The organism is Cryobacterium sp. TMT2-14 (assembly GCF_004402465.1).
Classification (GTDB): domain Bacteria; phylum Actinomycetota; class Actinomycetes; order Actinomycetales; family Microbacteriaceae; genus Cryobacterium; species Cryobacterium sandaracinum.
Map to the genome: position 1 here is coordinate 139,236 of NZ_SOFV01000022.1, position 13,877 is coordinate 153,112.

A 13,877-nucleotide genomic window follows, 5' to 3' on the forward strand; every position below is an offset into this window, starting at 1 on the left:
GTCGGAGCCGGTGCGCGACGACATCCGTCACGCCTGCGGCGAACAGAGGCACTCATTTCAGGGTTCGCTCGTTACTCTCGATGTATCGGCGCCACAACTGCCCTGGCGCCAAGGGAGCGATCACATGTTTGAGAGATTTACCGACCGAGCTCGACGCGTCGTTGTTTTGGCCCAGGAAGAGGCCAAAATGCTCAACCACAACTACATCGGTACTGAGCACATCCTGCTCGGCCTGATCCACGAAGGCGAGGGAGTTGCGGCCAAAGCCCTCGAGAGCCTGGGTATTTCCCTCGACGCCGTGCGTGAGCAGGTGCAGGACATCATCGGTCAGGGCCAGCAGCAGCCGACGGGGCACATCCCGTTCACGCCGCGCGCCAAGAAGGTTCTCGAACTGAGCCTGCGCGAAGCACTGCAGCTCGGCCACAACTACATCGGCACCGAGCACATTCTGCTCGGCCTCATCCGCGAGGGTGAAGGCGTTGCCGCCCAGGTGCTCGTCAAGCTCGGCGCCGACCTCAACCGGGTGCGCCAGCAGGTCATCCAGCTCCTCTCTGGTTACCAGGGCAAGGAGCAGGTGCAGGTCGGCGCGAACGAGCAGGCGAGCGGTCCGGCGGGCAGCCAGATTCTCGACCAGTTCGGGCGCAACCTCACGCAGGCCGCCCGCGACAACAAACTCGACCCGGTCATCGGGCGCGAGAAGGAGATCGAGCGGGTCATGCAGATCCTGTCCCGCCGGTCCAAGAACAACCCGGTTCTGATCGGTGAGCCCGGAGTCGGCAAGACCGCCGTCGTCGAGGGTCTCGCCCAGGCCATCGTCAAGGGCGATGTACCCGAGACGCTGAAAGACAAACAGCTCTACTCGCTCGACCTCGGCTCGCTCATCGCCGGAAGCCGCTATCGCGGTGACTTCGAGGAGCGGCTGAAGAAGGTCACCAAGGAGATCCGCACCCGCGGCGACATCATCATCTTCATCGACGAGATCCACACCCTCGTCGGTGCCGGTGCCGCTGAGGGCGCCATCGACGCGGCCAGCATCCTGAAGCCTCTCCTCGCCCGAGGCGAGCTGCAGACCATCGGTGCCACCACGATCGACGAGTACCGCAAGCACTTCGAGAAGGATGCCGCGCTCGAGCGACGCTTCCAGCCGATCCAGGTGGCCGAGCCGTCTCTGCCCCACACCATCAATATCCTCAAGGGGCTGCGCGACCGGTACGAGGCGCACCACAAGGTCTCGATCACCGACGGCGCTCTCGTGGCCGCGGCGAACCTGGCCGACCGCTACGTCTCCGACCGGTTCCTGCCGGACAAGGCCATCGACCTGATCGACGAGGCCGGCGCCCGCCTGCGCCTGTCGATCCTGTCCAGCCCGCCCGAGCTGCGCGAATTCGACGAGAAGATCGCCGTGGTGCGCGCCGCCAAGGAGACCGCCATCGAGGAGCAGGACTTCGAGAAGGCCGCCGGCCTGCGCGACGAGGAGAAGAACCTCCTCGGCGAGCGTTTGCGCCTCGAGAAGAAGTGGAAGTCGGGCGATGTCAAGACGACCGCCGTCGTCGACGAGGGCCTGATCGCCGAGGTTCTGGCCCAGGCCACCGGCATCCCCGTCTTCAAACTCACCGAGGAGGAGTCCTCGCGGCTCGTCTTCATGGAGAAGGCGCTGCACCAGCGCGTCATCGGTCAGGAAGAGGCCATCTCGGCGCTCGCCAAAACCATCCGTCGCACCCGTGCCGGACTGAAGGACCCGAAGCGCCCGAGCGGTTCGTTCATCTTCGCGGGCCCCACCGGCGTCGGAAAGACCGAGCTGGCCAAGGCGCTCGCCGAGTTCCTCTTCGACGACGAGGCCGCCATGATCTCCCTCGACATGAGTGAGTACGGCGAGAAGCACACCGTGTCCCGACTGTTCGGCGCCCCTCCCGGGTTCGTCGGCTTCGAAGAGGGCGGCCAGCTCACCGAGAAGGTGCGCCGCAAGCCGTTCTCCGTGGTGCTGTTCGACGAGATCGAGAAGGCCCACCCTGACATCTTCAACTCGCTCCTGCAGATTCTTGAAGAGGGCCGATTGACGGATGGCCAGGGTCGCGTCGTCGACTTCAAGAACACCGTGATCATCATGACCACGAACCTCGGCACCAAGGACATCAGCGGCGCGCCCGTCGGTTTCCAACTCGAGGGTGACACGTCCACCGGTTACGACCGGATGAGCGGCAAGGTGAAAGAGGAGCTGAAGAAGCACTTCAAGCCCGAGTTCCTCAACCGCGTGGACGAGATCATCGTCTTCCCGCAGCTGACCAAGCCGGAACTGCTCCAGATCGTGGACCTGTTCATCAAGCGCTTGAGCGAGCGCCTGCTCGACCGCGACATGACCGTGGACCTGACCCTCGCCGTGAAGGAGCACTTGATCGAGGTCGGCTTCGACCCCGCACTCGGTGCCCGTCCGTTGCGCCGTGCGATCCAGCGCGAGGTGGAGGACCGCCTGTCGGAAAAGATCCTGCAGGGCGAGCTCAACGCCGGCGACCACGTGCACGTGGATTACGTGGGTGGGGAGTACATCTTCACCACGACGGTGCGCGCCTCCGCCGTAGCCGTCGGCGTCAACACCACGGCCGCAATCGGCACGGGGCCGGGCTCACCCGACCTCGCGGTGACCAGCGAGTAGCGGTAACCCGTTGGACAGGGCCCGGCGGAAACATCCGCCGGGCCCTGTCTCGTGCTCGCCCGGCCCCGACTCCCTGACGAATTCGGCGGAGATTTTGCTCCTGCGGGCCTGTTTCGGGCTCAAAACGGGCAGGTTCGGCAAAATCTCCGTCGAATTCGCTCCCCCCACAGCTGCCTAGACTGAGCTGGTTGGTTCGCGTGAGTGAACCGAGAGAGATCGGTGGACAGCGAATGCAGGAGTTTTTGGTGCGCCGGGCACGCACCACCGATGTGCCCCGAATCCAGGCGCTCGTGGCGCCGCTGGTGCAGGAGCGCATTCTGCTCGGCAAGGAAAGCGTCGTCTTCTATGAGGCGGTGCAGGAATTCCGGGTGGTCGAGGATGCCGACGGCACTCTGATCGGCTGCGGCGCCCTGCACGTGATGTGGGAGGACCTGGGCGAGGTGCGCACCCTCGCCGTGACCGCCGACCGGCTCGGCCACGGCGTCGGCCACGCGCTGATGGACCGGCTCGAAGCGGATGCTCGCGAGCTCGGGCTCAGCCGCCTCTTCTGCCTGACCTTCGAGGTGCCATTTTTCGCCCGGCACGGCTTCACCGACATGGGCTCCGAAACGGTCGACCCGCAAGTGTACGCCGAGCTCGTGCGCTCGCACGATGAGGGTGTCGCCGAGTTCCTCGATCTGGCCCGGGTCAAGCCGAACACGCTCGGCAACACCCGGATGGTCAAGCGGCTCGACTGACCGTCTGAAAGCTGACCGCAGTGGGCAGAAGACAGCGAGAGACTACCCGTTCAGGTGCCGCTCAGGTGAGGGTAGTTCTGGAGATTTCTGCTCATCCGAGCGAAACGCTCAAATTCACTGATTGTTACTTCGCAGGTAGCGCACTGGCAACACCGCGTCCGTAGCATGGCGATCACTGTCGATCGTTAATAGCTGAGGAAAACTATGTCGCCTGCACCGAACAGCCGTCTGAAACTGGCTTTTTCTGCTCTACTCGGAGTGGGGCTGGTCGCCAGCCCCCTGGTGGCCCTGCCCGCCTTCGCCGACGTCGGCGGCACCGGGGTCGTGATCAACGAGGCCTACCTGAACGGCGGCAGCACGGGAGCGACCTACCTCAACAAGTTCGTCGAGCTCTACAACCCCACGGACGCTGCCGTCTCCCTCGACGGCACCTCGCTGCAGTATCGGTCGGCCACAGGCGCGGCGAACCCGTCCGGCACGCTTGCACTGAGCGGCTCGATCCCCGCCAAGGGGTACTACCTGGTGCAGGGAACGGCCAACTCGACCAGCGGCGCGGCGCTGCCCACCCCCAACGCCACCCTCGGCTTCTCTTTCGGCGGCGGAGGCGGAACCCTCTTCCTCGCCAGCCAGGCCACGCAGCTGACGGCCCCGGCCACGGGATCCCTCCTCAATGCCCCGGGCGTCATCGACCTACTCGGCTACGGCACGTCGCTCACGTTCGAGACCACGGTGGCGTCCGCCGCATCCGTCACCACCGCGCTCACCCGCGCCACGGGCCTCGACACTGACGTCAACTCGGCCGACTTCATCGTCGCGGCTCCCACCCCGACGAACGCCGCAGGCGAGGCCGCGGCGACCCCGGTCGACCCGACCGCGACGCCCACCCCGACGCCCACCCCGACGCCCACCGCGACGACTCCGCCCGTGCCTGCCGCCGCCCTTGCGATCAACGAGATCCAGGGCTCCACGGATGCCGGCGCCCAGACCGGTAAGGTCGTCACGACGACCGGCGTCGTCACCGCCACATATCCCACGGGCGGTTTCAAAGGCTTTTACCTGCAGACCCCCGGCACCGGCGGCGCGGTCGACCTGACCACGCACACCGCGTCCGACGGCCTCTTCGTCTACACGAACGCACTGGCCGCCCCGGTCACGGCAGGCGACTACGTCTCCGTCACCGGCACCGCGAGCGAGTTCTTCGGCCTCACCCAGATCACGATCACCGCGCTCAGCGACGTGACCGCGTTGGACAAGGCCGGGATCGTCGGCCCGGTGCCGGCCACGGTCGGCCTCCCGTCAACGGATGCCGCACGTGAGTCTCTCGAGGGCATGCTCGTCTCCCCGCAGGGCGACTTCACCGTCACCAACAACTACGCGACCAACCAGTACGGCGAGATCGGCCTCGCGGCCGGAACCACCCCGCTCGTCGGCCCGACCGTCACCGCCCGCCCGGGAACGGACGCGTACACCGCGGCCGTCGCCGGCAATAAGGCGCGCGCGGTCACCCTCGACGACGGCGCCACCACCAACTTCTTGTCCAGCATCAACAAGGACAAGCCCGTTCCCTACCTTTCGACGACCAGCCCGGTGCGCATCGGCGCGGCCGTCACGTTCGCGACGCCGGTCATCCTCGACTTCCGCAACAGTGCCTGGAAGTTCCAGCCGACCACCGAACTGGTGCCTGCGACCGCCGCAGCCGTGCAGCCCGCAACCTTCGCCGACACCCGCACCGCGGCACCTCGATCGGTGGGCGGCGACATCCGTCTGGCCACCTTCAACGTGCTCAACTACTTCGCCACCACCGGGGACTCGATCACCGGCTGCAGCTACTACACCGACCGGGCCGGCACACCGATCACGGTCAACAGCGGATGCGACGCCCGCGGCGCGGCCACCCAGGTCAGTTTCGAGCGCCAGCAGGCAAAGATCGTCTCGGCGATCAACGCCCTCGACGCCCACGTCATCACGCTGGAAGAGATCGAGAACTCGGCCCGCTTCGGCAAGGACCGCGACTTCGCCCTCGCCAACCTCGTCACCGCCCTGAACACCGACGCGGGCAGCCCGGTTTGGGCGTTCGTACCCTCACCGGCCGCCCTCCCGGCCAGCGAAGATGTCATCCGCACCGCATTCATCTACAAGACCGCCGCGGTCGAAACCGTCGGCGGATCGACCATCTTCGACGACGCCGCGTTCGTGAACGCCCGCCAGCCGCTCGCCCAGGCGTTCCAGTTGGTCGGCGACGCCGGCAGCAGCTTCCTCGCGATCGTCAACCACTTCAAGTCGAAGGGTTCTGGAACCGGCGCCGACGCCAACACCGGCGACGGCCAGGGAGCCTCGAATCTGTCCCGCGTGAACCAGGCGACCGCGCTCGTCAAGTTCGCCGACACGCTGAAGACCAGTACCGGCATCGCGCGCGTCTTCCTCACCGGTGACTTCAACGCCTACGACCAGGAAGACCCGATCAAGGTCATCACCGACGCGGGCTACCTCAGCCAGGAGGCCAAGAGCGGCGAGTACACCTACGCCTTCGGTGGCACCGTCGGCTCGCTCGACCACGTGTTCGCGTCACCCGAGGCAAATGCCGCGGTCACCGATGTGGACGTCTGGAACATCAACTCGGTCGAGTCCGTTGCGCTCGAGTACAGCCGCTACAACAACAACGTCACCGACTTCTACGTGGCCGACGCGTTCCGCTCGTCGGACCACGACCCGGCGATCGTCGGCTTGGACCTCGCCAGCCCCACCGACGTCGACATCAACCTGCTCAACATCAACGACTTCCACGGGCGCATCGACGGCAATACGGTGAAGTTCGCCGGAACGATCGAGCAGCTCCGCGCGGAATACGGAGACGCGTCCACTTTGTTCCTCTCCGACGGTGACAACATCGGCGCCTCCCTGTTCGCCTCGGCGTCGCAGGGCGACAGGCCCACCATAGACGTGCTGAACGCGCTCGGCCTCAAGACCTCGGCCGTGGGCAACCACGAGTTCGACCAGGGCTTCGCCGACCTCACCGGGCGCGTCGCCGACGCCGCCGACTTCGACTACCTCGGCGCGAACGTCTACCTGCTTGGAACGACGACCCCGGCGATGCAGGAATATGCGATCTTCGACGTCGACGGCGTCTCGGTCGGTGTGATCGGCGCCGTCACCAAGGAGACCCCGGCGCTGGTGTCGCCGAACGGGATCGCCAGCCTGAGCTTCGGTGACCCGGTAGCCGCGGTCAACCGGGTCTCGGCCCAGCTCACCGACGGTGACCCGGCCAACGGCGAAGCCGACGTGCTGATCGCCGAGTACCACGAGGGTGCCAGCGCCGGAACGCCGGACAACGCGACCCTCGAGCAGGAACTCGCCCTCACCGACAGTGCGTTCGCAGTGATCGTCACGCAGACCTCAGCCGAAGTCGACGCGATCTTCACCGGCCACACGCACAAGCAATACGCGTGGAACGCACAGTTGCCCGGTGCGCCCGCCGGCATCACCCGCCCGGTGCTTCAGACCGGCAACTACGGTGAGAACATCGGCCAGGTCGTGCTGAACTACGACATTGCCTCCGGTGACACCACGACCGTGAAGAACCAGAACGTCAAGCGCTCGGTCACCGCCGACGCCACCCTGGTCGCCGCCTACCCGCGGGTCGCCTTGGTGAAGACAATCACGGATGTCGCGCTCGCCCAGGCGGCCGTCATCGGCAACCAGCCGATCGGCTCCGTCACCGCCGACATCACCCGCGCCTGCCTCGGTGGCACCGCACCGTGCGCGGAGAACCGGGCCGCACCATCGGCGATGGGCACCTTGGTGGCCAACTCGCTGCGCGAATCGCTGGCTGACCCGCTCAAGGGCGGCGCCGAAATCGGCGTGGTCAACCCCGGCGGCATGCGCGCCGAGCTGCTACTCGCACCGGACGGCGTCGTCACCTACGCCGAGGCCAACGCGGTGCTGCCGTTCCTGAACAACCTGTGGACGACCAGCCTCACCGGGGCCCAGTTCAAGACGGTTCTGGAGCAGCAGTGGCAGCGTGACGCGGCCGGCAACATCCCGAGCCGTCCGTACCTGCAGCTGGGCCTCTCCGACAACGTCAACTACACGTTCGACGCGAGCCGGACCGAGGGTGACCGCATTACGGGCATCTGGATCAACGGCTCGGCAATCGACCCGGCGCGCTCCTACCGGGTCGGCTCGTTCAACTTCTTGCTCACCGGAGGCGACAACTTTCGGGAGTTCAAGAACGGAACGGGCACGCGCGACTCCGGTCTCGTCGACCGGGACGCGTGGATCTCCTACATCACGGCCAAGAGCCCGCTGACGCCGTCGTTCGCCACCCGCCAGGCCAGTGTCACGGGTGTCCCGACCGTGGCGGTCGAGCGCGGCGCCTCGGTCACGTTCACCGTGGGCAACCTGAACCTGAGCTCGCTCGGCGCGCCGAAGAACACGGCAATGTCGTTGGTCTGGGCCGGCAGCAGTGCCGGACTGGGAACGGCAGCCGTTGACGCAACGGGTGCGGCGACGGTCACCGTCACGGTGCCGCAGGATGCCGCGGCGAACAGCGTGCTCGAACTCACCACCACGGAGTCAGGCACGATCGTGCGGGTGCCGATCACGGTCGTTGTGCCGGTTCCGCCGACGACTGAACCGGTCGCCGCCAGCCCGAAGGCGCTGACCAAGGCACTCAAGAACGCGATCGTCACGGACGCGGCCACGTATGCCGCGGGTGCCCCGGTCACGGTCGACGTCGGAGTGGCGCGTGCCGGTGAGTTCGTCTCCGTATCGCTGCAGTCCAAGCCAGTGGAGAACCTGGGCGGCTGGCTGCTGGTGAACGCGCAGGGTGAGGTCAGAACGACCCTGCCGGCCGACACCCGTGCGGGCAAGTACAAGCTGGTCGTTCAGGACGAGAACGATAACGTGCTCGGCTGGACCGAGATCAGGGTCGACAAGGCGCCGCGCGGCCGGTAGTACCGCCCGGAGCAAACCGGACCGGCGCGGAACCGAGCCTCTCGAGGTCGGCCGCGCCGGTTCGGCGTTTCCCGCCCGACACGCGCACGACACGCACAGCATTGCCGGCGGCGTCGGTATACCTCGCTAGCCTTGGGTAATGTCGACGATCAAACATCCGGTCGGCCCCCAGTCCAGCAAGGTGTACTGGCGCCGTCGTCTCGTGGTGGGCCTCGGCCTGCTCATCGTGCTCGCCCTCCTCATCCTGGTCATCTCGTCCATCGTGCGCCCGGCCGCCGGCGCCGGTGTGCCCGACAGCACTCCGGCGCCCGCGGCCGAGGCGGCCGGAGCGGAGGTCTCCGCCTCCGACCCGGCGGCCGACCCGGCCGCGTGCGACCCCGCATCCGTGCAGATCGAAGCGACCACCGACGCGGTCAGCTACGAACCGGGGGCGCAGCCGATGCTCTCGCTCAGCGTCACCAACATCGGCGACGTGCCGTGCGTGCTGAACGCGGGCACGGCGACGCAGGTGTTCACGGTGTCGAGCGGCACGGATGTCTACTGGACGTCGACCGACTGCCAGCAGGAGCCAGGCGACGCCGACGTCAGCCTGCAGCCGGGTGAACCCGTGAGTTCCGGCGAAGCGATCGCCTGGGACCGCACCCGTTCGAACCCGGACACCTGCGGCGAAGCCAGCCGCGATGCCGCGCCGGCCGGCGGAGCGGCCTACAACCTGACCGTGAGCGTCGACGGCATCGAGTCGGTGAACCCGAAGCAGTTCTTCCTCTCCTGATACCGGCCCGGCCGCCGTTCGCTCGTGGCGTGCCCCCCAAGGGTCGGATTCGGCGTGTCACTACCGCGCCAACTGGTTGAATGGAAGCCGTGACTGACGCTACTCCACCGACGCATTCCCCTGCCCTCGCTGCCGCTCTGGCCGCCCAGGATGTGGTCGCTGTGGCCTATGCCCTGCGCAACGATGTGATGATCGTGCCGCAGCTGGTCGTCAACGGGCAGGCGGAACAGGTGCGGGTCTTCGGCCGTGAAGGCACCGACCGCCGGATGCTGCTGCTCTTCTCCTCCGCCGAGAACTACGCCCGCATGGTTCCCGACGAGATCGATCCGCAGATCATGGTCGGTGACGCACAGTGGCTTCGCGAATTCCTCACCGTGCACCAGCAGGTGCTCGAGATGGTGTTCTTCGACGTCGCCGGTCCCCATGTCATGCAGGCCGCACCGGCGGACCTGATGCGCGCCCTCGGCCCGCTGCCCGGCGAGGAAGAAACCGGCACGAGCGAACCCGGCGGGTAGCGCCCGACTGACCCCCTCAGGCTGGGGGTCCCCAGACCCCCGGCCGCGGAGTCGGCCCGCGCTAGGCTGGCGCTAGACAGTGTTCGGCCCGCTCCCGAAGCGGAATCCGACGGACTTTTCACGGTCAGCATTCAGCCTGTCAGGGAGCAGGTCAATGTGGTGGGGACCGAACAGGGTCTGACCGACGCCCGCCTCGCGGGCGTCGAGCGACAGTACTGGATCGACCGCAATGTCGCCCTCCAGGACGCCGAGGCCTGGCTCGCCGAGTTCGGCGACGGGGAGCACGGAGCGACTGCGCGACGGCTGCAGGTTGTCGTCGCGGCTGTGCGCATCCGTCGCGGCGACCCGAGTCAGAGCGCCGTTGACGTGCAACAGATCCTGAGCTGGGCGGAGCAGCACGGCGAGCTCGCCCTGCAGTCGCGCTGTCACGACGTGCTCGGTTCCGTGTTCGAGATGGTGGGCGACCGCGCCCTGGCCCTGGAACACGCCGTCGCCGCGAACGACCTGCTCGAGGAGTCGGAGGTTCCACTCATGCGTGCAGCCGCCCGCAAGTGCCTGGCCGACGCGCTCGGCTCGGCCGGGTCCCTCGACGAGGCGCGCCGCCGCTACGACGATGCCCTCCGCCTCGTGATCGATGACCCCGAGACCATCATCCGCTACAACATCCTGAACAATCTCGCCTACACCGAATACCTGGCCCACAACCAGGTCGAGGCCCTCGCGGCCGTGGAACAGCTGATCGGCCTGTCCGAGGTGGGCGACCGACAGATCGGTATGTACGCCCTCGACACGGTCGCGCGCGTCTACCTGACGGCGGGGCGGCTGGACGAGGCAGAAGCGAAGCTGCTGCCGGCTATGGACCCGGCCGTGGGCAACCTGCATCCCGACGGGTCCGCAGTGGCCCTGGTCACGCTGGCCGAGATCTATCGCACGCAGGGCAATCTGGCCCGAGCGCAGACCGTCATCGACCGGTGCCGCGAGCTGTCTCAGCGGTTCGGGCTCACCCGCTGGTCGACGGAAGCGGCAAGGGAGCAGGCCGAGATCCATGCGGCCAACGGCGATTTTCGCGCCGCGTTCGAGGCGTACCGGCACTTCCACGAACAGTCCGAGGCGCTCGGTGCGAGCGAGAACGAGTCGCGCGGGCGCATCCTCGAGGCCATGTTCCAGACCGCGGAGTCCCGCCGAGAGAGCGAGCGGTACCGAGAGCTGGCTGAGCGCGATCCGCTCACCGGGCTGCACAACCGCCGGTTCGTCGACGAACACCTCAGCGCCGCGCTGATGCGCCTGCGCGAGGGTGGGCCGAGCGTGGCCATCGCCATGGTCGACCTCGATCACTTCAAGCGCATCAACGACACGCTGTCGCATGAGGTCGGCGACACTGTGCTCCGCGAGGTGGGCAGCATCCTGATCGCCGCTGCGGCATCCGCGGCCGACGGCATCGCCGCACGCCTGGGCGGCGAGGAATTCCTGCTGATCATGCCGGGGATTGACGCCACCGAGGCGCACCGGCGTTTCGAGGCGGTCTGCCGCTCGATCGCTGATCACGACTGGTCGCCGATCACCGGCGCCCTGCCGGTGACCGCGAGTCTCGGGATTGCCCTGGCGCCTGCCGACGGCCAGCAGAGCTCGGACCTGCTGCGCGCCGCCGATGTGCGTCTGTACGTGGCCAAACGCGACGGTCGCAATCGGGTCGTTCACGCCGCCATCGTCTCCACGTCGACCCCGGAGGCGGAACTGCTCGAGGCCCGATGATCACGGTGGGTCGGGCTTCCCGCTGGTCGAGCGCCCGGTGGTTGAGCTTGTCGAGACCCCGGTGACCCGAACCTGCCGCTCGCCCGGGACATCCGTGGCGGCCCGCGCCGGATGCTCCCTGCTAGAACGCGCGGTCGAGCTCGGCGTCCCGTGCGGACTGGCCGGTCGCGATCGCCGCGGCGACCGCGGTGCCGATCGCGCCGGCCTCGGCATCGAGTCGGATGGTGAAGCCGAGCCGGGCGGCCTCGGCTGCGCGCAGCTTGGCCGCTGACACCGGTCGCACCTCGCCGGCGAGGCTGATCTCGCCGAACGCCACGGCCCGTTGAGCGATCGGCTTGTCCTTGAACGCGGACGCGATGGCGAGGGCGATGGCGAGGTCGGCGGCCGGTTCGGTGAGACGGATGCCGCCTACGGTCGACACGTAGACATCCATGCTGCCAAGCCCCGACAGGCTCGCCCGGCGCTCGAGCACCGCGAGGAGCATCGCCACCCGTGAGGAGTCCACCCCGTTGGTGACGCGGCGGGGGTTCGGGGCCTGGGTCTTGATCACCAGAGCCTGCACTTCGACCGGCATCGCCCGGCGGCCCTCGAGTGCCACCGTGACGCAGGTGCCGGACACGGGGGTGGAGCCGCGGCTGAGGAACAGCGCGCTCGGGTCGGGCACCTCGGCGATGCCGTCGCCGGTCATCTCGAAGCAGCCCACCTCGTCGGTCGAGCCGAACCGGTTCTTGAGCGCCCGCACGAAGCGCAGCGCGCTCTGCCGGTCGCCCTCGAACTGGCACACTACGTCGACAAGGTGTTCGAGCAGGCGGGGGCCGGCGATCGAGCCGTCTTTGGTGACGTGCCCGACGAGCAGGATGGGCAGGTTGCGGTCTTTGGCCACCCGGATCAGCGTGGAGGCCACCTCCCGCACCTGGCTGGGCATGCCCGCGAGGCCGTCGGAGAGTGAGCTGGCCACCGTCTGCACCGAGTCGACGATGACGAGGTTGGGTTGAATGGCGTCGATCTGGCCGAGGATGGTGGCCAGGTCGGTCTCGGCGGCGATGTACAGCTCGGGTTGCAGCGCCCCGGTGCGCTCGGCGCGCAACCGCACCTGGCTGACCGATTCCTCGGCGCTGACGTAGAGCACGCGGGACTTGGCGGCCGCTGCCTTGGAGGCCACCTCGAGCAGCAGTGTCGACTTGCCGACGCCGGGCTCGCCGCTGAGCAGGATGACCGAGCCAGGCACGATGCCGCCACCCAGCACCCGGTCGAACTCGGCGATGCCGGTAGGCCAGTGCGAGACGGCCGTGGTGTCGACGTGAGTGATCGGGCGGGCGACGCCCGCGCCGGTGACGCTGGCCGGCTTGAGCGCGCGGGCCAGGCTCGCCTTCTCGGTGGTGTCCACCACGGTGCCCCACTGCTGGCATTCGCCGCAGCGGCCTGCCCACTTCAGGGTGGTCCAGCCACACTCGGTGCAACGGAAGGAGGAAACGGGTCTGGCCATTCTGCGAGCCTAGCTCGGGCCGCTGACACCACCCGATTCCGAAGTGTTCGCCACCGGAGTCGACGCGGGTTCCGGCGTGGGGGAGGGCCGGCTGGCCGGCACGGCCGAGGGCAGGCCGGCAGGCGCGTTGGGGGCATTCGGCCCGGCCAGGTCGGCAGGCCGGATGCCCCGCACCAGATGAGCGCTCAGCGCCGGAACGAACGCCTCGGCCCAGGCCCGGTAGCCGCGGTTATTGGGGTGGAACAGGTCGCCCGCGACGTGCGTGGCGACGCTGCGCAGCCCGAGCCGCTTCGTCGTGGCGTGGAGCGGCACCACGCGTAGCTGGTACTCCGCGGCCACCTGGCGGATGATGCGGTTGGCGACGGCGACCATCCGTTCGTTGCGGGGCAGGTGGAAGCAGGGCAGGTCGGCGACCAGGGCGTGCGGGGGCAGCGCCGCGCAGACCTGCCGGATGCCGGCCTCGAAGACGGCGGCGTCCCAGAGGGCGATGTCGTTGGCGCCGATCGCGACCGTGACGATGTCCGGGGTGAGCTTCGCGAACGTGGGCAGCTGGTCGCGCACAGCCATTTCGACGGTGGCGCCCGACACGCTCAGGTTCACCACGCGCACCGAGCGGCCGGTGGAGAGACGGATGTGGTCGGTCAGGATTCCGACATAGCCGCGGTGCGGGGAACTCGCCCCGATCCCCTGCGCGGCACTGTCTCCGATGACGGCGTAGATCAGCTCGCCCTTGTCTTTCGCGCGGGCGCGCCACCAGAGAGAGTGCACCGGCAGGGTCTCATTGAGAATCACCGAGCTCTCGGCGATGCGACGCTGGAAGCCCCGGTAATTGACCACGGCGGCGGCGCCGAGGCCGGCCGCTGTGGCCAGGGTTCCGGCAGTGAGGGCAAGGGAACGGAGCCTGTGGTTCACGGTGATCACCCGGTGAGAATACCGCTTCGTGCTGGGTTCTCGTCGTTCAGGGCCGTTCGGGGCCGTTCAGGGCCGTTCAGACACGGATGTTCGCCGCCGC

General features: G+C 67.8%; 8 protein-coding genes. 6 read left to right on the forward strand and 2 right to left on the reverse strand.

Features of this window, described 5'->3' with window-relative positions; genetic code table 11:
• Nucleotides 1–124 precede the first annotated feature (124 nt).
• From E3O28_RS08745 to E3O28_RS08770, 6 genes are all read left to right on the forward strand, one after another.
• The gene (locus tag E3O28_RS08745) at nt 125–2,650 is read left to right on the forward strand and encodes an ATP-dependent Clp protease ATP-binding subunit (RefSeq protein WP_104102410.1); all 2,526 of its coding nucleotides are present in this window, start codon (nt 125–127) and stop codon (nt 2,648–2,650) included.
• 230 nt (nt 2,651–2,880) lie between these two features.
• A complete protein-coding gene (locus E3O28_RS08750; protein WP_104102407.1) occupies nt 2,881–3,387 on the forward strand; it encodes an amino-acid N-acetyltransferase in 507 nt (168 codons plus the stop codon).
• A 204-nt stretch (nt 3,388–3,591) separates the two neighbouring features.
• A complete protein-coding gene (locus tag E3O28_RS08755; protein WP_134415626.1) occupies nt 3,592–8,340 on the forward strand; it encodes an ExeM/NucH family extracellular endonuclease in 4,749 nt (1,582 codons plus the stop codon).
• 139 nt (nt 8,341–8,479) lie between these two features.
• Nucleotides 8,480–9,112 carry a hypothetical protein gene (locus tag E3O28_RS08760; RefSeq protein ID WP_104102402.1) on the forward strand — a complete coding sequence of 211 codons (633 nt, stop codon included), beginning with the start codon at nt 8,480–8,482 and terminating at the stop codon, nt 9,110–9,112.
• An 89-nt stretch (nt 9,113–9,201) separates the two neighbouring features.
• Nucleotides 9,202–9,627 (forward strand): dehydrogenase, encoded by a 426-nt coding sequence (locus E3O28_RS08765; protein WP_241973065.1) that lies wholly within the window; start codon nt 9,202–9,204, stop codon nt 9,625–9,627.
• A 156-nt stretch (nt 9,628–9,783) separates the two neighbouring features.
• The gene (locus E3O28_RS08770) at nt 9,784–11,379 is read left to right on the forward strand and encodes a GGDEF domain-containing protein (RefSeq protein ID WP_134372702.1); all 1,596 of its coding nucleotides are present in this window, start codon (nt 9,784–9,786) and stop codon (nt 11,377–11,379) included.
• A 121-nt stretch (nt 11,380–11,500) separates the two neighbouring features.
• On the opposite strand, the gene radA is transcribed toward E3O28_RS08770, so the two are convergent.
• Together radA and E3O28_RS08780 are read right to left on the reverse strand one after the other, a co-directional pair.
• Nucleotides 11,501–12,865: a DNA repair protein RadA gene (radA, locus tag E3O28_RS08775; protein WP_134415627.1), complete on the reverse strand. Its 1,365-nt coding sequence runs from the start codon at nt 12,863–12,865 to the stop codon at nt 11,501–11,503.
• Nucleotides 12,866–12,874: 9 nt separating this feature from the next.
• A complete protein-coding gene (locus E3O28_RS08780) occupies nt 12,875–13,786 on the reverse strand; it encodes an SGNH/GDSL hydrolase family protein (protein WP_241973066.1) in 912 nt (303 codons plus the stop codon).
• Between the last annotated feature and the right edge of the window lie 91 nt (nt 13,787–13,877).